The 19,750-nt window shown below is 52.6% G+C and carries 15 protein-coding genes and 1 pseudogene; 13 read left to right on the top strand and 3 right to left on the bottom strand.

What is annotated here, in order from left to right:
- The first annotated feature begins 133 nt into the window (after positions 1–133).
- The 7 genes and pseudogenes from ssaA to foxA all read left to right on the top strand — a co-directional run bounded on the left by ssaA (position 134) and on the right by foxA (position 6,357).
- On the top strand, positions 134–235 hold the full coding sequence (gene ssaA, locus ACLJZ5_RS06880) for a small effector SsaA (RefSeq protein ID WP_000934834.1): 102 nt from the start codon (positions 134–136) through the stop codon (positions 233–235).
- A 115-nt stretch (positions 236–350) separates the two neighbouring features.
- Positions 351–1,754 (top strand): cytochrome ubiquinol oxidase subunit I, encoded by a 1,404-nt coding sequence (locus tag ACLJZ5_RS06875; protein WP_001749091.1) that lies wholly within the window; start codon positions 351–353, stop codon positions 1,752–1,754.
- A complete protein-coding gene (gene cydB, locus ACLJZ5_RS06870) occupies positions 1,751–2,761 on the top strand; it encodes a cytochrome d ubiquinol oxidase subunit II (RefSeq protein WP_024798172.1) in 1,011 nt (336 codons plus the stop codon). The genes ACLJZ5_RS06875 and cydB overlap by 4 nt, the downstream gene beginning before the upstream one ends.
- On the top strand, positions 2,707–2,892 hold the full coding sequence (locus ACLJZ5_RS06865) for a DUF2474 domain-containing protein (RefSeq protein ID WP_305954967.1): 186 nt from the start codon (positions 2,707–2,709) through the stop codon (positions 2,890–2,892). The genes cydB and ACLJZ5_RS06865 overlap by 55 nt, the downstream gene beginning before the upstream one ends.
- Positions 2,811–3,003: pseudogene (locus ACLJZ5_RS06860) on the top strand (hypothetical protein). Before ACLJZ5_RS06865 ends, ACLJZ5_RS06860 begins: the two are co-directional and overlap by 82 nt.
- Positions 3,004–3,098: 95 nt before the next feature.
- A complete protein-coding gene (gene foxR, locus ACLJZ5_RS06855) occupies positions 3,099–4,103 on the top strand; it encodes a ferrioxamine uptake transcriptional regulator FoxR (RefSeq protein WP_000074601.1) in 1,005 nt (334 codons plus the stop codon).
- Positions 4,104–4,248: 145 nt separating this feature from the next.
- Positions 4,249–6,357, top strand: coding sequence for a ferrioxamine B receptor FoxA (foxA, locus tag ACLJZ5_RS06850; RefSeq protein WP_116526378.1), 2,109 nt, complete (start codon positions 4,249–4,251; stop codon positions 6,355–6,357).
- 40 nt (positions 6,358–6,397) lie between these two features.
- On the opposite strand, the gene ACLJZ5_RS06845 is transcribed toward foxA, so the two are convergent.
- Positions 6,398–7,030: a LysE family transporter gene (locus ACLJZ5_RS06845; protein ID WP_024798170.1), complete on the bottom strand. Its 633-nt coding sequence runs from the start codon at positions 7,028–7,030 to the stop codon at positions 6,398–6,400.
- Positions 7,031–7,261: 231 nt separating this feature from the next.
- Between ACLJZ5_RS06845 and yahO the strand changes: the two genes are divergently transcribed.
- A complete protein-coding gene (gene yahO, locus ACLJZ5_RS06840) occupies positions 7,262–7,537 on the top strand; it encodes a DUF1471 family periplasmic protein YahO (protein WP_024798169.1) in 276 nt (91 codons plus the stop codon).
- Positions 7,538–7,672: 135 nt separating this feature from the next.
- Here yahO and prpR read toward each other — a convergent pair whose 3' ends face one another.
- Positions 7,673–9,298 carry a propionate catabolism operon regulatory protein PrpR gene (prpR, locus tag ACLJZ5_RS06835; protein ID WP_024798451.1) on the bottom strand — a complete coding sequence of 542 codons (1,626 nt, stop codon included), beginning with the start codon at positions 9,296–9,298 and terminating at the stop codon, positions 7,673–7,675.
- Between the two features lie 265 nt (positions 9,299–9,563).
- Between prpR and prpB the strand changes: the two genes are divergently transcribed.
- The 4 genes from prpB (at position 9,564) to prpE (ending at position 15,149) form a co-directional block, all read left to right on the top strand.
- Positions 9,564–10,451 carry a methylisocitrate lyase gene (gene prpB / locus ACLJZ5_RS06830; protein ID WP_000052223.1) on the top strand — a complete coding sequence of 296 codons (888 nt, stop codon included), beginning with the start codon at positions 9,564–9,566 and terminating at the stop codon, positions 10,449–10,451.
- Positions 10,452–10,561: 110 nt separating this feature from the next.
- Complete coding sequence (gene prpC / locus ACLJZ5_RS06825) at positions 10,562–11,731, top strand: 2-methylcitrate synthase (protein ID WP_001285878.1); 1,170 nt, start codon at positions 10,562–10,564, stop codon at positions 11,729–11,731.
- Positions 11,732–11,770: 39 nt separating this feature from the next.
- On the top strand, positions 11,771–13,222 hold the full coding sequence (locus ACLJZ5_RS06820; protein WP_024798450.1) for a bifunctional 2-methylcitrate dehydratase/aconitate hydratase: 1,452 nt from the start codon (positions 11,771–11,773) through the stop codon (positions 13,220–13,222).
- Between the two features lie 40 nt (positions 13,223–13,262).
- Positions 13,263–15,149 (top strand): propionate--CoA ligase, encoded by a 1,887-nt coding sequence (gene prpE, locus ACLJZ5_RS06815; RefSeq protein ID WP_001632564.1) that lies wholly within the window; start codon positions 13,263–13,265, stop codon positions 15,147–15,149.
- Between the two features lie 103 nt (positions 15,150–15,252).
- Here prpE and hemB read toward each other — a convergent pair whose 3' ends face one another.
- Entirely contained in the window at positions 15,253–16,227 is a 975-nt protein-coding gene (hemB, locus tag ACLJZ5_RS06810; RefSeq protein WP_000130724.1) for a porphobilinogen synthase, read from the bottom strand.
- Positions 16,228–16,739: 512 nt separating this feature from the next.
- On the opposite strand from hemB, the gene ACLJZ5_RS06805 reads away from it, so the two are divergent.
- Positions 16,740–19,712, top strand: coding sequence for an autotransporter outer membrane beta-barrel domain-containing protein (locus ACLJZ5_RS06805; RefSeq protein ID WP_024797708.1), 2,973 nt, complete (start codon positions 16,740–16,742; stop codon positions 19,710–19,712).
- Positions 19,713–19,750: the final 38 nt, after the last annotated feature.

Genomic DNA, 19,750 nt, shown 5'->3' with positions numbered 1-19,750 from the left:
TTCTTAACTTTCAGCTAAGCGTATTTTGCTGAAATTGCAAATAGTCTTGAGGACTCTGTTTTTTTGTTTTGCCGTTATTTTTATAACGGCCAGGTAGATATTGCCAATTGAATGTAACTAAGGGAGACATGTTATGCTAAATAGATACTACCGTTTCGCAGTCGAAAAAGACGACCCCTCCGAAGCGCCAGAGTCGGGCGATAAGCCTGACAGCCAGCCGCAAAAAAAATCGTAATTTATCTGGATATTCCCCGACGTTTTTACGTTTGGGGAAATAACCGTTTCGTTTCAACCTGGTTGCGAACAGTGAATATTTTACACGAAGTGACTATATATAAACGGGAGGGAACATGGAGTTTGATGCCTTCTTTTTAGCGAGACTCCAGTTTGCCTTTACCGTCTCTTTTCATATTATTTTCCCCGCGATTACGATTGGCTTAGCCAGTTACCTGGTGGTACTGGAAGGTTTATGGCTAAAAACGCGTAATCCTGTCTGGCGCTCGCTCTATCAGTTCTGGCTCAAAATTTTTGCCGTCAACTTCGGGATGGGCGTGGTCTCCGGTCTGGTCATGGCTTACCAGTTCGGAACGAACTGGAGCGGTTTCTCCCAGTTCGCCGGCAGTATCACCGGGCCTTTATTAACCTATGAAGTGCTCACCGCATTCTTCCTGGAAGCGGGATTCTTAGGCGTGATGCTTTTTGGCTGGAACAAAGTCGGGCCGGGCCTGCATTTCTTGTCTACCTGTATGGTGGCGCTGGGCACGTTAATGTCGACGTTCTGGATTCTGGCGTCTAACAGCTGGATGCATACCCCGCAGGGATTTGAAATTCATAACGGTCAGGTGGTCCCGGTGGACTGGTTCGCGGTGATTTTCAACCCGTCGTTCCCGTATCGCCTGTTGCATATGTCCGTTGCGGCGTTTTTAAGTAGCGCGATGTTTGTCGGCGCGTCCGCAGCCTGGCATTTACTGAAAGGTAACGATACGCCGGCTATCCGCCGTATGTTCTCGATGGCGTTATGGATGGCGGTCGTAGTGGCGCCCGTTCAGGCATTGATTGGCGATATGCACGGCCTTAACACCCTGAAGTATCAGCCGGTCAAAATTGCCGCGATTGAGGGGCACTGGGAAAATACGCCCGGCGAGCCAACGCCACTTACGCTGGTAGGCTGGCCGGATATGGAGGCGGAACGGACCCGCTATGCGCTTGAGATCCCGGCGTTGGGCAGTCTGATCCTGACGCATAGCCTGGACAAACAGGTGCCTGCGCTAAAAGATTATCCCAAAGAGGATCGCCCCAACTCTACCGTGGTGTTCTGGTCTTTCCGTCTGATGGTGGGCATGGGCGTACTGATGATCTTCCTGGGGCTGGCCAGCCTGTGGCTACGCTACCGACGCCGACTGTATCATTCGCGGCCCTTTATGCACTTTGCGCTGTGGATGGGGCCGTCCGGGCTTATCGCCATCCTTGCCGGATGGGTGACGACTGAAGTAGGACGTCAGCCGTGGGTGGTCTATGGCCTGCTGCGAACGCGTGATGCGGTTTCCGCGCACAGCACCTTGCAGATGAGCATCAGTTTGCTGGCCTTCTTTGTGGTCTATTCCCTGGTCTTTGGGGTTGGCTATATTTATATGATTCGCCTTATCCAGAAAGGGCCGCAGCCGGCGGAGACACCGACCGCTGAAACCGATGGCAGACCCGCGCGTCCTATCTCTGCCGTGGGAGAATCGCTTGAGCAGGAGAAACGCGAATGACCATCGATCTTCCGGTTATCTGGTTTGCTATTATCGTGTTCGCCACGCTGATGTATATCGTGATGGATGGTTTCGATCTGGGCGTCGGTATCCTGTTTCCGTTTATTCGTGATAAACACGATCGCGATGTTATGGTGAACTCGGTCGCGCCGGTATGGGACGGGAACGAAACCTGGCTGGTGTTGGGCGGGGCCGGGCTTTTTGGCGCGTTCCCGTTGGCTTACGCCGTCATCAGCGACGCGCTGACTATCCCGCTGGTGGTTATGCTGCTTGGTCTTATCTTTCGCGGCGTCGCTTTTGAATTCCGTTTTAAAGCCACCGAGTCGCATCGCGCGTTCTGGGATAAATCCTTTATCGTCGGGTCAATCCTGGCGACCTTTGCCCAGGGGGTTGTGGTGGGGGCGGTGGTGAGCGGTTTTCAGGTGGAAGGGCGAACCTTTAGCGGTTCGCAGCTTGACTGGCTGACGCCGTTTAACCTGTTCTGCGGCGTCGGTCTGGTCGTCACCTACGCGCTGCTGGGCGCTACCTGGCTGATTATGAAAAGCGAAGATCCGCTGCATAGCCGGATGTGCGCGCTGTCGCGCCCGTTGTTGATCGTCTTGTTGTTGGTGATGGGAGGCGTCAGCGTGTGGACGCCGCTCACCCACGACGACATCGCCGAGCGCTGGTTCACGCTGCCCAATTTATACTACTTCCTGCCGGTGCCTGTGCTGGTGCTGGCTTTTAGCATCTGGCTATGGCGCAGCGTGAAAAAACCAGAATCCCATGCGCGTCCATTTATTCTCACGCTAGGGCTGATTTTTCTGGGGTTCAGCGGGTTAGGCATCAGTATTTGGCCGAATATTATTCCACCGGATATTTCGCTGTATGCCGCCGCCGCGCCGCCGCAAAGTCAAAGCTTTATGCTGGTTGGGGCGCTGATAATCATCCCGATTATTCTGGCTTATACCTTCTGGAGCTACTACGTCTTCCGTGGAAAAGTGCGACATGGAGAGGGATATCACTGATGGTTAAAGTGAAAAAATGGTCGCGGCGAGTCGTATGGATGGTCGCGATATGGTGCGCCAGCGTGCTTCTGCTGGCGGGCGTCGGAATGTTATTCAGACTGCTCATGACCTCCGCAGGATTTCGCTCCTGACTGATACTCCCCGGACGCGCTTTCGTCTCTCGCGAAAGCGCGTTTTTATCGACAGATCGGCGTTTATCGATCACCTTTGCTCGCCTTATCTCTCCCCTCAACAGCGGTTGATAATTATTCTCATCTTTATTGTCGTTCCCGGGCCGCAGTGATATGGTTACACAGTGGCTAACGCTCTGGTATAACGCAGATAAACGGTATTGATAATGTCTCCGATCTCCTGTCACTCTTCCGCCGCCCCGGCGATGAAAAAGATCTTTTCCGTCAGCGACTTCATCGCGTTTGGCGAGCGTTATGGCATTGATTACCGCTTCCCTGCGTTACCGCAGTATACGCAGAGTAGTCCCGTACTTCATGGCGATATCGAAGAGATAGCGCTTCCCGGCGGGATTTGCATTACACGCTCGGATGTTCACGTGTTACAACCTTATGAAACCACCTCTCGCCATAGCAGCCCGCTGTATATGCTGGTGGTGCTGGAAGGTAACGTCGCGCTGGCTGTCAATGAGCAGACCTTTTTGTTGAGCGCGGGGATGGCGTTTTGCTCGCAACTGAGTGAGCAGCAGACGATACGCGCCCATCACGGCGCAGACAGTAAATTGCGCACCTTGTCGCTGGGAATGTACCCGGACGGCGGATGGCGGGAGCGTTTGCCTGTCTCGCTGGCAGACGAGTGGGAAAATAGCGCAGCCTCGGCGAGGGTCTGGCAGGTGCCGGAGTTTCTGCTTTCAGGGCTACGCTATGCGCAGCAGCCCGGACCTCATGCGGCGTCACGCCAGTTAATGCTGGAAGGCATCATGCTGCAATTGCTGGGCTATGCGCTAAATCTATGTCAGCCCGCAACGCAAAAACGCGGGCTTCCCGTCACCGGTGAATACCAGCGGCTGGAGCTCATTCGGCGTTTACTGGAGCAGACGCCGGAAAAAGCCTACACGCTGAACGAACTGGCGCGTCGGGCGGCAATGAGTCCAAGTAGCCTGCGGTGCAAGTTTCGCCATGCCTATGGGTGTACCGTGTTTGATTATCTGCGCGATTGCCGCCTGGCGCGCGCGCGTCGTTATCTGATGGAGGGATACAGCGTGCAGCAGGCCGCCTGGATGTCAGGCTATCAACATGCCACTAACTTTGCGACGGCATTTCGTCGGCGTTATGGCTGCTCGCCCGGCGAGCTGCGTGACGCGTCTCTGACGGCGTCCCGACACTGTGCGTAACGCGCTCCGCCAGAGCGGTAATATCCGCTACTAACCCGGTTTTCTGCCGTTTTGGGTGATTTTTTATCATTGCGCATAGGCAATCTGGCGTTACGCATAGTGGTCCGTCATCTCTAAAAGGTAATAATTCTTATTTACAATAAAGATGCCTTTGGAGATGTTCATGTTTGCGACAACGCGTATGGCGCTATTGATAGGCGGAGCTATCGGCGGCGCGACTTTTCCTCTTTTTGCCCAGGAAACCACAAAAAATGATACGGTCATTGTCACCTCGCCCGTTCAGAGTGGCGCGACTAAGCTGGCGACGCCAGATATTGAAACGCCGCAGTCGGTATCCATTATTACCCGCCAGCAGTTTGAAGAGCAGGGCGCAACCAGCGTGCGTCAGGCGGTCAGCTACACCCCAGGCGTATACAGTAATCAGATAGGCGCCTCTAACCGCTTTGATTACATCGTATTGCGTGGTTTTTCGGACGGTAGTCTGGATAACGTCTATCTCGACGGGTTAAAAATGATGGGCGACACCAATTCGCACAGTTCGTTGGTGGTTGACCCCTGGTTTCTGGAAGATATCGAGGTGGTACGCGGCCCGGCGTCCGTTCTGTATGGACGTTCATCGCCAGGCGGCATTGTCGCGCTGACGTCGCGAAAACCGGCGTTTGATGCCGGGGGAGAGGTGAAGCTGTTTGCCGGCAATCACAACCAGCGCGGGGCGGCTTTTGATGTGACCGGCCCACTGGATGACAATGAACGTGTGGCGGCGCGTCTTAGCGGCATGACACGTTACGCCGATTCGCAGTTTACCCCCTTGAAAGAGGAACGTTATGCGCTGATGCCGAGCCTGACCTGGCGAATTACCGATCGGACGCGTCTTGATCTTATGGCCTATCTGCACCGTGATCCGGAAGGCGGTAGCCACTCCGGACTGCCTTATCAAGGCACGGTTGTACCTTATAACGGCGGAAAAATTTCTAACACTTTCTTTGAAGGTGAAGATGACTACGACAAATACGATCGCCGTGAAAATATGGTGGGTTATAACATTGAGCATCTGTTCGATAACGGCTGGTCGGTACGGCAAAAATTGCGTTATTTGCATACCAAAGTGACGTTGAATCAGGTCTATGCCGCAGGTTGGTTGAATGAAACGGCGCTGAATCGCGGCTATTCCGGCTCCGGGGAGAAAATGTCGGCTATCGCGCTGGATAATCAGCTCGACGGCAGCGTGGATACCGGGGCGATTAATCATCGTCTGCTGGTGGGGATCGATTATCAGGATCGCAGTAATCATACTACTGGCTATTATGGCGCGTTTCCGCCGATTGACGCTTTCAACCCTGTTTATGGCGCTCAGCCGGATTACATTACGTTGTATAGCCGTGAAAAACATAAGCTGCGGCAGACCGGATACTATTTACAGGATCAGATGTCATGGGATCGCTGGCGCTTTACGTTGGGCGGTCGTTACGATCGGGTCAGCGTGTCTAACATCGACAAACTTCATGATTCACGCAGCGATCTCGATAAAAACAACGTCAGCACCCGTGCTGCGTTGCTTTATCTGTTCGACAATGGCGTCGCCCCCTATCTCAGTTATTCTACCGCGTTTACGCCGACCAGCTTCGCCGACGAAAACGGCAATGTGCTGGAACCGATGAAAGGCAAGCAGTGGGAGGCGGGGGTAAAATACGAACCGCTGGGGGGGAATAGCCAGTTTAGCGCCGCCGTGTATCGTATTAACCAGACAAATATCGCGACCAAAGAAGAACCTACCGATCCGTACCGCTCGATTGGTGAAATTGAGTCTAAAGGGGTTGAACTGGAGGCCATTAGCCATTTGTCGGATAGCGTCCGTTTGCAGGCGGCGTATACCTATACTGATATCCGTTATAAGAAAAGTAGCCCGCAAGAGCAGGGTAAGCGCGCGGTTTATGCTCCACGGAACCAGGCCAGCGCCTGGCTAAGCTACGATGTGAAAAGCGGTCTGTTAGAGGGGCTGACTTTGGGCTCCGGCATCCGGTACGTCAACGGCGTGACCAGCGATCGCCTGAATACCCACACCTTGCCGTCCTATACACTGGTCGATATGGTGGTTGGGTATGATTTATCCAGCATTGGGTTAAATGGCTTGGGCGCCCAGCTCAACGTAAATAACCTGACGGACAAACGCTATGTCGCTGCCTGTAATTCGCTCTCTTATTGTTATTTTGGTGCCGAGCGTAGCATTGTAGGCAGCGTTTCATGGGCGTTTTGATAACGCTTATCGTCCGGTAGCAAAGGCTACCGGGCAAACATTAGCGGTGCGTCACGCCTTCATAGAGAAGTCTGAGCGCAAACATCCCGATAATGGCGCCGATAACACGGCTGGCAATGCGCTGTATTCGTCCATAAGCGCGGCGGACTGCGGGGAGCGAAAAGGCCTGGCTGAGAAAAATACGCCAGATAACGGATGACAGCACAATTCCGGCCCAGGCCATTAACCTTGCCCATGTGGGCGTTTCTGCGCTAAGCGTTACGGAAAAAATACTGATAAAAAACAGTACGGTTTGCGGATTGGATAAATCGGTCATTAATCCCCGGCGAAAGAAAATTGTCCACGGGGCGGCAATCGGCGTCTGGAGCGTGCTCATTTGCGGCGTCGCCTGGTGGCGAATACTGTACCAGGCGAACCATAATAAATAGGCGCCGCCGACAATTTTGATAAGAGAAAATACCGCTTCGCATTGCGTAATGAGCGTCGCCAGACCGAAAAGCCCCAGCCCGGAATAAAAGGCGTCTCCCGTGGCGACGCCCAGGCCGGTGATGACTCCCGCCCGGCGTCCTGATGCGAGGCTGGTTTGCACCACCACAAACAGATTCGCGCCGGGATTAAAAAAGGTTAACACAAACAGACTGACGGTAAGCACAACGGCATGAAACGGCTCCATAGGCAACTCTTCTCTTAGCCTCAAGAAATAACGTTCATCTTATTAATAGTCAAACCAGATGATTGCGAGTGAGATCACAAAGCAGGGGCGTTTTAAGCCGCGTTGTTACGCCGACAGAACGGGGGCTGACTGGATTTTTCCAGCAATCTACACTACTTATTTAATCAGTCCGAACGGCCTTTTTGTTCTGATAAAGCGATGATGGCGTAATAATAAAACGAGGGTTTTGCTATGAAAACTGGCTACAAGGTTATGTTTGGCGCATTAGCGTTTGTCGTGACAAACGTTTATGCCGCAGAAATCATGAAAAAAACGGACTTTGATAAAGTCGCCTCCGAATACACGAAAATTGGCACGATTTCCACCACTGGGGAAATGTCGCCGCTGGACGCCAGAGAAGATTTAATCAAAAAGGCGGATGAAAAAGGGGCGGATGTGGTGGTGCTGACGTCCGGGCAGACAGAAAATAAAATTCATGGTACGGCTGATATTTATAAAAAGAAATAAAAGCGTTGCATCATAAAAATACCCGCCTGGGTTTCCGGCGGGTATTTTTATTCCTGGCAACCGGCATCCGTTTTGCCGGATGACGGCCTGCAGTAAACGTAGCGCCATCAGGCATTCAGGACGCGGTCATTTGTCTTAATTATCCGACTGGTCTTTGGCACCAGCTTTTAAACGACGCCACAGAGTGGTGCGGCTAATCCCCAGATAACGCGCCGCCGCGCTCTTATCGCCCTTAAAGCGCGCCAGTACATCCTGTAACGTGTGCGCATCCACGGTTGAAGGCGTCAGCTCTGCTGTGTTCACCATAAGCTCAGGTAATAACTGCCGCATAAATTGCCTGTCCAGCGTTGGCGCGGGATCGACGCTTAAAAAAAGCGCCAGGCGCTCCATCATATTACGCAGTTCGCGAATATTACCGGGCCAGCGCCAGGTCAGCAAAAGCGGCTGACACTGTATCAATCCATGACGTATCGATTCGGTAAACGGAATTTCCATCGCCGCCAGCGACTGTTTTAAAAAGCTTTCCGCCAGCGGCAAAATATCAGCCTGCCGCTTGCGTAAAGGAGGAAGCGTCAGACGCAGAATACTCAGGCGATAAAAGAGATCGGAGCGAAAACGTCCTTGCATTATCTCCCGATCCAGATCGCAATGCGTAGCGCTGATCACCCGGACATCCACCGGGACCGGCTGGTGTCCGCCGACGCGAGTGACGGCTTTTTCCTCCAGTACGCGCAAGAGTCGGGTTTGTAACGGCAAGGGCATTTCGCCGATTTCATCCAGAAACAGCGTGCCGCCGTGTGCGATTTCAAACAGCCCCGCCCGGCCTCCTCGTCGTGAACCGGTAAACGCGCCCTCTTCATAACCAAACAATTCCGCTTCCAGCAACGACTCGGTAATCGCGCCGCAATTGACGGCGACAAAGGGAGGGGATGGCTTATTCTGACGGTGAGGCTGGCGGTGAAAAAACGTCTGGTGAATCGCCTGCGCCGCCAGCTCTTTTCCGGTCCCTGTTTCCCCCTGAATCAGCACTGCCGCACGGGAGCGGGCATAGAGCGTAATCGTCTGGCGGAGCTGCTCCATTTGCGGCGACTGGCCGCGTATATCGCCCAGTTCATACCGGGTTTGTAATCCCTTGCCGGATGGGTAATCCACGCGCTGGCGCCGTGTCAGACGGGTCATATCCAGCGCATCATGGAAAGCCTGACGAACGGTCGCCGCGGAATAAATAAAGATGGCGGTCATTCCCGCTTCTTCCGCCAGATCGGTAATTAATCCCGCGCCGACGACGGCCTCAATACCGTTGGCCTTAAGTTCGTTAATTTGCCCGCGCGCGTCCTCTTCGGTTACATAGCTTCGCTGTTCAAGACGGAGGTGAAACGTTTTCTGAAAGGCAAGTAAAGCCGGAATGGTCTCCTGATAGGTCACGATACCGATAGACGAGGTGAGCTTTCCTGCTTTCGCCAGTGCCTGTAATACATCGAATCCGCTGGGCTTGATGAGGATCACCGGTATTGACAGGCGACTTTTTAAATAGGCCCCATTCGAACCCGCCGCGATAATCGCGTCGCAGCGCTCGGTCGCCAGTTTTTTGCGAATGTAGGTCACCGCCTTTTCAAAGCCGAGTTGAATAGGCGTGATGGTCGCCAGATGATCGAATTCCAGGCTGATATCCCGAAACAGTTCGAACAGACGCGTTACGGAGACCGTCCAGATCACCGGTTTATCGCTATTATCGCGCGGAGCGCTGTGGGCAGTCGTCATCGCAGTAGGTTCATCTTTAAGGGGCGATTTTTTGTTTTAAACGTGTTTCATAAATGTTGCAATGAAACAGAGCGATTCGTTTCATGAAACGTTAGCTGACACGTTTTTCTTTTCCCTTAATCGCGCTTATTCATAACAAGAATGACTGTAATTACCTGTTTTTAAATCTCATTGTATTTAATTTTCTCGCTGCCTCTTTGCCTGGCATAGCCTTTGCTTTGGTGAATACATCTTGAATAACAATTTACTAACATGAGGACGAATTATGTCTTTACATTCGCCGGGGCAGGCATTCCGCGCCGCGCTCGCTAAAGAGAATCCATTACAAATTGTCGGCGCGATCAATGCTAACCATGCTCTGTTGGCCCAACGGGCCGGGTATCAGGCTATCTATCTTTCTGGTGGCGGCGTAGCGGCGGGCTCGCTCGGACTGCCGGATCTGGGGATTTCTACGCTGGATGATGTGTTAACCGATATCCGGCGCATCACGGATGTTTGCCCGCTGCCGCTGTTGGTGGATGCGGATATTGGCTTTGGTTCCTCCGCGTTTAATGTCGCGCGGACGGTAAAGTCCATAGCCAAAGCGGGCGCCGCCGCGCTGCATATTGAAGACCAGGTTGGCGCTAAGCGCTGTGGACACCGTCCAAACAAAGCGATCGTCTCGAAAGAGGAGATGGTAGACAGAATTCGGGCGGCAGTGGATGCGCGCACCGATCCGAACTTTGTGATCATGGCGCGTACCGATGCGCTGGCGGTGGAAGGGCTGGAGGCGGCTCTCGATCGCGCGCAGGCTTACGTGGACGCGGGGGCTGACATGCTGTTCCCGGAGGCGATCACCGAACTGTCGATGTACCGCCAGTTCGCCGACGTGGCGCAGGTGCCGATCCTCGCCAACATCACTGAGTTTGGCGCGACGCCGCTGTTTACGACCGACGAGTTGCGCAGCGCAAACGTGGCGATGGCGCTCTATCCGCTGTCGGCGTTTCGCGCCATGAACCGCGCCGCAGAAAAAGTCTATACCGTGCTGCGCCAGGAAGGGACGCAAAAGAACGTGATCGACATCATGCAGACCCGCAACGAGCTGTACGAAAGCATCAATTACTACCAGTTCGAAGAGAAGCTGGACGCGCTGTACAGGAATAAAAAATCGTAGCCTGTAGGCCTGATAAGGCGAAGCCGCCATCAGGCAATGCCGGATGGCACTACGTTTATCCGGCCTACACGCCTCAATATCCTACACATTAAAAAAATGACGAGGACACTATGAGCGACACCACGATCCTGCAAAATAATAACCATGTCATTAAGCCCAAAAAATCCGTCGCGCTTTCCGGCGTACCTGCCGGAAATACCGCTCTGTGTACCGTGGGAAAAAGCGGTAACGATCTGCACTATCGCGGTTACGACATTCTCGATCTGGCGGAGCATTGCGAATTTGAAGAAGTCGCGCATTTACTGATCCACGGAAAATTACCGACCCGCGACGAGCTGAACGCGTATAAAAGCAAGTTAAAAGCGCTGCGCGGATTACCCGCCAATGTCCGTACCGTTCTGGAAGCGTTACCGGCGGCCTCGCACCCGATGGACGTGATGCGTACCGGCGTTTCCGCGCTGGGCTGCACCCTGCCGGAAAAAGAGGGACATACCGTCTCCGGCGCGCGCGATATTGCCGATAAGCTGTTGGCCTCGCTCAGCTCTATCCTTCTTTACTGGTATCACTACAGCCACAACGGCGAACGTATTCAGCCGGAAACCGACGATGATTCCATCGGCGGCCATTTTCTGCATCTGCTGCATGGTGAAAAGCCAACCCAAAGCTGGGAAAAGGCGATGCATATTTCGCTGGTGCTGTATGCCGAGCATGAGTTCAACGCCTCGACGTTTACCAGCCGGGTGATTGCCGGGACCGGCTCGGATGTCTACTCCGCGATTATCGGCGCGATTGGCGCGCTGCGCGGCCCGAAACACGGCGGGGCGAATGAGGTGTCGCTGGAAATTCAACAGCGTTATGAAACGCCGGACGAGGCAGAGGCGGATATCCGTAAACGCGTGGAAAACAAAGAGGTGGTGATTGGCTTTGGACATCCGGTTTACACCATCGCCGACCCGCGCCATCAGGTGATTAAACGGGTGGCGAAACAGCTTTCAGAAGAAGGCGGCTCGCTGAAGATGTACCACATCGCCGACCGTCTGGAAACGGTGATGTGGGAGACCAAAAAGATGTTCCCGAATCTCGACTGGTTTTCGGCGGTCTCTTACAACATGATGGGCGTCCCTACCGAAATGTTCACCCCGCTGTTTGTCATCGCCCGCGTTACCGGCTGGGCGGCGCACATTATTGAACAGCGTCAGGACAACAAAATTATTCGCCCCTCTGCCAACTATACCGGGCCGGAAGATCGTCCGTTTGTCTCGATAGACGATCGTTGCTAACTCACTCTTATTAAAAATAAAACGCAGGAAACGTACCCTATGTCTACCCAAGAACTGAACATCCGCCCGGAATTTGACCGCGAAATCGTCGATATCGTGGATTACGTGATGAACTACGACATCACCTCAAAGGTGGCGTACGACACCGCGCATTATTGCCTGCTCGACACGCTCGGTTGTGGTCTGGAAGCGCTGGAATACCCGGCCTGTAAAAAATTGCTTGGGCCGATCGTGCCAGGCACGGTGGTGCCCAACGGCGCACGCGTGCCGGGCACCCAGTTCCAGCTCGATCCGGTACAGGCAGCTTTTAACATTGGCGCGATGATCCGCTGGCTCGATTTTAACGATACCTGGCTTGCCGCCGAGTGGGGCCATCCTTCTGATAACCTCGGCGGTATTCTGGCGACGGCTGACTGGCTGTCACGCAACGCCGTCGCCGCCGGCAAAGCGCCGCTGACCATGAAACAGGTATTGAACGGGATGATCAAAGCCCACGAAATTCAGGGCTGCATCGCGCTGGAAAACGCCTTCAACCGTGTCGGACTTGACCATGTGTTGCTGGTCAAAGTGGCCTCGACTGCGGTGGTCGCTGAAATGCTGGGGCTGACGCGCGATGAGATCCTCAACGCGGTATCGCTGGCGTGGGTGGATGGGCAGTCGTTGCGCACTTATCGTCATGCGCCGAATACCGGTACGCGCAAATCCTGGGCGGCGGGCGATGCGACTTCGCGCGCGGTACGTCTGGCGCTGATGGCGAAAACCGGCGAGATGGGCTATCCCTCGGCGCTCACCGCCAAAACCTGGGGCTTCTACGACGTTTCATTCAAAGGTGAAACGTTCCGTTTCCAGCGCCCTTACGGCTCCTACGTGATGGAAAACGTGCTATTCAAAATTTCTTTCCCGGCAGAGTTCCACTCGCAAACCGCCGTCGAAGCGGCGATGACGCTGTATGAGCAGATGCAGGCCGCGGGTAAAACGGCAGCGGATATCGAGAAAGTGACCATCCGCACCCACGAAGCCTGTCTCCGCATTATCGATAAAAAAGGCCCGCTCAATAACCCGGCGGACCGCGATCACTGTATCCAGTATATGGTCGCCGTGCCGTTGCTGTTCGGACGGTTAACCGCGGCGGATTATGAAGACGAGGTGGCGCAGGACAAGCGTGTTGACGCCCTGCGCGAGAAAATCGTGTGTTATGAGGACCCGGCTTTTACCGCCGACTATCACGACCCGGAAAAACGTGCTATCGGCAATGCGATCACCGTGGAGTTTACTGATGGCTCACGCTTTGGCGAGGTTGTCGTGGAGTATCCGATTGGTCATGCGCGTCGCCGCGCCGACGGTATTCCGAAGCTTATCGAAAAATTTAAAATAAACCTGGCGCGTCAGTTCCCGACTCGCCAGCAGCAACGCATTCTGGATGTCTCCCTGGACAGAGCCCGCCTGGAGCAGATGCCGGTTAACGAATACCTCGATTTATATGTCATCTGAGCCAGCCAGCAGTAAGGCGTAAGTTCAACAGGAGAGCGTGATGTCTTTTAGCGAATTTTATCAGCGTTCCATTAACGAACCGGAGGCGTTCTGGGCCGAGCAGGCCCGGCGTATCGACTGGCGACAGCCGTTTACGCAGACGCTGGATCATAGCCGTCCACCGTTTGCCCGCTGGTTTTGCGGCGGCACCACTAACTTATGTCATAACGCCGTTGACCGCTGGCTGGATAAACAGCCGGAGGCGCTGGCGCTGATTGCCGTCTCATCAGAGACCGATGAAGAGCGCACATTTACCTTCAGCCAGTTGCATGATGAAGTCAACGCTGTGGCCGCCATGTTGCTGTCGCTGGGCGTGCAGCGTGGCGATCGCGTATTGGTCTATATGCCGATGATTGCCGAAGCGCAGATAACCCTGCTGGCCTGCGCGCGCATTGGTGCGATCCATTCGGTGGTCTTTGGCGGTTTTGCCTCGCACAGCGTGGCGGCGCGCATTGACGATGCCAGACCGGCGCTGATTGTGTCGGCGGATGCCGGAGCGCGGGGCGGTAAAATCCTGCCATATAAAAAGCTGCTCGATGACGCTATTGCGCAGGCGCAGCATCAGCCGAAACACGTTCTGCTGGTGGACAGAGGGCTGGCGAAAATGGCGTGGGTGGATGGGCGCGATCTGGATTTTGCCACGTTGCGCCAGCAGCATCTCGGTGCGAGCGTGCCGGTGGCGTGGCTGGAATCCAATGAAACCTCATGCATTCTTTACACCTCCGGCACTACCGGCAAACCGAAAGGCGTCCAGCGCGACGTCGGCGGTTATGCGGTGGCGCTGGCAACCTCGATGGACACCATTTTTGGCGGCAAGGCGGGCGGCGTATTCTTTTGCGCATCGGATATCGGCTGGGTCGTCGGCCACTCCTATATCGTTTACGCGCCGTTGCTGGCAGGCATGGCGACTATTGTTTACGAAGGACTGCCGACGTACCCGGACTGCGGGGTCTGGTGGAAAATTGTCGAGAAATACCAGGTTAACCGGATGTTTTCCGCCCCGACCGCGATTCGCGTGCTGAAAAAATTCCCGACGGCGCAAATCCGTAATCACGATCTCTCCTCGCTGGAGGCGCTTTATCTGGCCGGTGAGCCGCTGGACGAGCCGACGGCCAGTTGGGTAACGGAGACGCTGGGCGTACCGGTTATCGACAATTATTGGCAGACGGAGTCCGGCTGGCCGATCATGGCGCTGGCCCGCGCGCTGGACGACAGGCCGTCGCGTCTGGGAAGTCCCGGCGTGCCGATGTACGGTTATAACGTCCAGCTACTCAATGAAGTCACCGGCGACCCCTGCGGCATAAATGAAAAAGGCATGCTGGTGATTGAAGGGCCGCTGCCGCCGGGCTGTATTCAGACTATTTGGGGCGACGATGCGCGTTTTGTGAAGACTTACTGGTCGCTGTTTAGCCGTCAGGTTTATGCCACCTTCGACTGGGGAATCCGCGACGCCGAGGGGTATTACTTTATTCTGGGCCGTACCGATGATGTGATTAATATTGCGGGCCATCGGCTGGGGACGCGAGAAATAGAAGAAAGTATCTCCGGTTACCCGAACGTAGCGGAAGTGGCGGTGGTGGGGATAAAGGACGCTCTGAAAGGGCAGGTGGCGGTGGCGTTTGTCATTCCGAAGCAGAGCGATACGCTGGCGGATCGCGAGGCGGCGCGCGACGAGGAAAAAGCGATTATGGCGCTGGTGGACAACCAGATCGGTCACTTTGGTCGTCCGGCGCATGTCTGGTTTGTCTCGCAGCTCCCCAAAACGCGTTCCGGAAAGATGCTTCGCCGCACGATCCAGGCGATCTGTGAAGGCCGCGATCCGGGCGATCTGACAACTATTGACGATCCCGCGTCGTTGCAGCAAATTCGCCAGGCGATCGAGGAATAGCCGTAAGCCGGATAAGCCGCGTCCGGCAACGGGTTAGCGTCAGCGACTGAATAGTGGGGTGTAAAGTTGGGAAAGGGCGGCAGCGCGCCGCCCTGTAACAGAATTAACGCAGAATATTTTTCTCAGCCAGATCCAGCGCGAAGTAACTGAAAATCAAATCGGCGCCGGCGCGTTTAATCGAGCCCAGACTTTCCAGCACGACCTTTTCTTCATCAATGGCGCCAGCCATAGCAGCAAATTTAATCATGGCGTATTCACCGCTCACCTGGTAAGCGCCAAGCGGCAACTCTGTGCGTTCGCGGATTTCACGCAGCACGTCCAGATACGCGCCGGCCGGTTTCACCATTAAGCAATCCGCGCCCTGGGCTTCGTCGAGCAGTGATTCGCGAATCGCTTCACGGCGGTTCATCGGATTCATTTGATACGTCTTGCGGTCGCCTTTTAACGCGGTACCCGCAGCTTCACGGAAGGGGCCGTAGAAAGAAGAGGCGAACTTGGTGGAGTAGGACATTATTGCCGTATCGGTAAAACCGGCGGCATCCAGCGCCTGGCGGATAGCCTGGACTTGTCCATCCATGGCCGCGGAGGGCGCAATAAAATCTGCTCCAGCCGCCGCCGCGATAACGGCCTGCTTGCCGAGGTTGGCCAGCGTCGCATCGTTATCCACACCGTGTTCGCACAACACGCCGCAGTGGCCGTGCGAGGTGTATTCGCAGAAGCAGGTGTCGGACATGACGATCATCTCCGGCACGGTTTGCTTACAGATGCGGGACATTCTTGCCACCAGGCCGTCTTCTTTCCAGGTATCGCTGCCGGTGTCATCAGTATGGTGAGAAATGCCGAAGGTCATAACGGAACGAATACCAGCATTTGCGATACGTTCAATCTCTCGCGCCAGCTGCTTTTCCGGGATACGCATTACGCCGGGCATGGCATCAATAGCTTTGTAATCGTCGAGTTCTTCTTCAACAAAGATCGGCAACACCAGGTCGTTCAGGCTAAGTGTTGTCTCTTCAAACATAGCGCGCAGCGCAGCGGATTTGCGCAGGCGGCGAGGGCGATGGATAAGGTCTGTCATGGTCTGCCTGATGTTTGTGGAATCGAAGGCCCAGTATACCTGAATCTGTAGGCAGATGTTTTACGAAAACGGTCCTTAACGTAGCAGGCGCAGCCCCGGCGGCGGCAGAACATGGCGCTTCTTTTATATACCGGAGATTAATACCTCAGGCACTATATCATTTTAAATAAGAATTAGTTTTACGTTGTTTTTAGTTTTATTTCATCGTCATTTAAGTAAATGTGGGTTTTAACATTATTCATATTTATTTTATTTTTCTTTAATCCATATTTATCTCATATGTATTTTATTTTTTTATTTTCTTGTAACCTCATGAAAAAGAATGATTTTTAATTATCTATTTTCCTTTTATTACGTCTTTTTAATTCATGTCCGAATCCGGACTGAGGATAAAGAATAATTGAACCTTTTAGCAATGACGCCGCATAATCCTCCTTGCTAAACATCTATATGTTTTTATGCATTGATAATTGATGGATCAACTATATTACGTCCCTGAGGAGGGATGACAAATGCACTCCTGGAAAAAGAAACTTGTAGTCTCACAATTAGCATTGGCTTGCACTCTGGCAATCACTTCTCAGGCGAATGCTACTACTTACGATACCTGGACTTACATTAATAACCCTACTACGGCTCTTGACTGGGCCAATATGGATAATCCAGGTACAGTCGATGGTAACTATGTAAACTATAGCGGCTTTGTCTACTACAACAACGCCAATGGTGATTTCGATCAGACGTTCAACGGTGACACTGTTAATGGTACGATTTCTACCTATTATCTGAACCATGACTATGCCACTGATTCAGATAACACTCTGAACATTACGAATTCGAATATACATGGTTCAATTACTTCAAAGCTGCCTTTCGGCTACTGGAGTATTACACCAGCTTCTATTGACCCTGTAACTGAAGCTGTTACCCCTCGTAGGTATAACGGTTATACCTACGACAATGGTACTACCATTACTGATACAAATTGGTACGACGGTGATGTATTTACGCTGAATATTTCAAACTCTACTATTGATGATGATTATGAAGCGCTTTATTTCACTGACACTTATTTGAGCGGTGATGATGGTACTACAACTAAAACGACTAATGAGTCGTTCTATACGGCTTTAGGGGTTGCAGTAGATCTGAACGTAGAGAGCAATATCAATATTGCTAATAATTCTCGTGTTGCGGGTATTGCTTTGTCTCAGGGGGATACAACCAATACTGCGTATACATCCGAGTACCATCAGTGGGACAATAATATTAGCGTCTCCAACTCTACTGTGACTTCTGGTTCAGAAATTCCGTTGGAAGATGACTATGACGGAGCAAAATACTTCTTTGGTAACTCTGCTGAACCTAGTGACTATAATGGTGATGGTAGTGTAAATGATGTAGCACTGTCTTTCTCTGACAACGCTGATTCTAATTACTCCATGAAGAACAATGTTTACTTCGACCATTCTACCTTATTGGGCGATGTAGAGTTTTCTAGCCACTGGAATAATGATGGTGAATTCTTCTATTCAACAGGCTATGACAGCAACGGCGATGGTGTTAAGGATACCAACGGCGGCTGGATTGATGACAGTCAGAATGTTGATGAGCTAAATATTACTCTGGATAATGGTAGTAAATGGATTGGTTCGGCTAATATTACTGCCGATGCTATTGCTCCGGTTAATATGTACGATGTTGCATATAATAGCCTTACCCCTGGTGCGGTTATTGAAGATAACGATTGGGATCGTGTTATTGACAACAAAGTATTCCAAAGTGGAGTATTTAACGTTGCATTAAACAATGGTTCTGAGTGGGATACTGTCAACACTTCCGTTATTGATACCTTAGCTGTAAATAATGGCTCTCAGGTAAATGTTACAGACTCTACCCTGGTATCAGACACCATTGGATTGACCAACGGTTCTAGTATGAATATCGGTGAAGATGGTCAGGTAGCAACTGATCATCTGACTATCGATAGCTACAGTACTGTTGCGCTGAATGATGATGTGACTCATTATGGTGATTATTCACTGTATGCCAATACTATCACTGTAACTAATGGTGGTATGTTGGATGTTAACGTTGATCAGTTTGATAATGGTGTATTCAGCACTGATAAACTGGAACTGACCAGCGGCAATACTGCTGATCACAACGGTAATGTTGTTTCTGGTGTGTTCAATATCCATAGCAGCGATTATGTTCTGAACGCTGACCTGGTGAACGACCGTACCTGGGATACCACTCAGGCTAACTATGGTTACGGTACTATCGCGATGAACTCTGACGGTCACCTGACCATCAACGGTAATGGCGATATCAACAACGGCGACGAACTGGATAACAGCTCTGTTGACAATGTTGTAGCGGCTACCGGTAACTATAAAGTTCGCATCGACAACGCTACTGGTGCCGGTTCTGTTGCAGATTACAAAGGCAACGAGCTGATTTATGTCAATGACGTAAACACCGACGCAACCTTCTCTGCAGCAAACAAAGCTGACCTGGGTGCTTACACCTATCAGGCTAAGCAGGAAGGCAACACTGTCGTGCTGGAACAGATGGAACTGACCGACTACGCTAACATGGCGCTGAGCATTCCTTCTGCGAACACCAATATCTGGAACCTGGAACAAGACACCGTTGGTACTCGTCTGACCAACGCTCGTCATGGCCTGGCGGATAACGGCGGCGCATGGGTAAGCTACTTCGGCGGTAACTTCAACGGCGACAACGGCACCATTAACTACGATCAGGATGTTAATGGCATCATGGTCGGTGTTGATACCAAAGTTGATGGTAACAACGCTAAGTGGATCGTTGGTGCGGCAGCAGGCTTCGCGAAAGGCGATCTGAGCGATCGTACCGGTCAGGTGGATCAGGACAGCCAGTCTGCCTACATCTACTCTTCCGCTCGTTTCGCAAACAACATCTTTGTTGACGGTAACTTGAGCTACTCTCACTTCAACAACGATTTGTCTGCTAACATGAGCGACGGTACTTACGTTGACGGCAACACCTCTTCTGATGCCTGGGGCTTCGGCTTGAAACTGGGTTATGATCTGAAGCTGGGTGATGCAGGCTACGTAACGCCTTACGGCAGCGTATCCGGTCTGTTCCAGTCTGGCGACGACTACCAGCTGAGCAACGACATGAAAGTTGACGGTCAGTCTTACGACAGCATGCGTTATGAACTCGGTGTAGATGCGGGTTATACCTTCACTTACAGCGAAGATCAGGCGCTGACCCCGTACTTCAAACTGGCTTACGTTTACGACGACTCCAACAACGATGCTGACGTAAACGGCGACTCTATCGACAACGGCGTAGAAGGTTCTGCGGTACGTGTTGGTCTGGGTACTCAGTTCAGCTTCACGAAGAACTTCAGCGCCTACACCGATGCTAACTACCTCGGCGGCGGTGATGTTGATCAAGACTGGTCTGCAAACGTTGGTGTTAAATATACCTGGTAATCATTTTCTCTCAGGAGAAATAAAGGTAATTTAAACTG

The organism is Salmonella sp. 5800 (assembly GCF_046558195.1).
Lineage (GTDB): Bacteria > Pseudomonadota > Gammaproteobacteria > Enterobacterales > Enterobacteriaceae > Salmonella > Salmonella enterica.
The sequence above is the reverse complement of the archived record's forward strand: the minus strand, read 5'-3'. Positions and strand labels throughout refer to the sequence as shown.

Coding starts and splice junctions, on each gene's coding strand:
- prpE (WP_001632564.1), top strand. CDS start 13,263: ATGTCTTTTAGCGAATTTTATCAGCGTTCCATTAACGAACCGGAGGCG.
- ACLJZ5_RS06805 (WP_024797708.1), top strand. CDS start 16,740: ATGCACTCCTGGAAAAAGAAACTTGTAGTCTCACAATTAGCATTGGCT.
- prpC (WP_001285878.1), top strand. CDS start 10,562: ATGAGCGACACCACGATCCTGCAAAATAATAACCATGTCATTAAGCCC.
- foxR (WP_000074601.1), top strand. CDS start 3,099: ATGTCTCCGATCTCCTGTCACTCTTCCGCCGCCCCGGCGATGAAAAAG.
- foxA (WP_116526378.1), top strand. CDS start 4,249: ATGCCTTTGGAGATGTTCATGTTTGCGACAACGCGTATGGCGCTATTG.
- hemB (WP_000130724.1), bottom strand. CDS start 16,227: ATGACAGACCTTATCCATCGCCCTCGCCGCCTGCGCAAATCCGCTGCG.
- yahO (WP_024798169.1), top strand. CDS start 7,262: ATGAAAACTGGCTACAAGGTTATGTTTGGCGCATTAGCGTTTGTCGTG.
- prpR (WP_024798451.1), bottom strand. CDS start 9,298: ATGACGACTGCCCACAGCGCTCCGCGCGATAATAGCGATAAACCGGTG.
- ssaA (WP_000934834.1), top strand. CDS start 134: ATGCTAAATAGATACTACCGTTTCGCAGTCGAAAAAGACGACCCCTCC.
- ACLJZ5_RS06820 (WP_024798450.1), top strand. CDS start 11,771: ATGTCTACCCAAGAACTGAACATCCGCCCGGAATTTGACCGCGAAATC.
- ACLJZ5_RS06845 (WP_024798170.1), bottom strand. CDS start 7,030: ATGGAGCCGTTTCATGCCGTTGTGCTTACCGTCAGTCTGTTTGTGTTA.
- prpB (WP_000052223.1), top strand. CDS start 9,564: ATGTCTTTACATTCGCCGGGGCAGGCATTCCGCGCCGCGCTCGCTAAA.
- ACLJZ5_RS06875 (WP_001749091.1), top strand. CDS start 351: ATGGAGTTTGATGCCTTCTTTTTAGCGAGACTCCAGTTTGCCTTTACC.
- cydB (WP_024798172.1), top strand. CDS start 1,751: ATGACCATCGATCTTCCGGTTATCTGGTTTGCTATTATCGTGTTCGCC.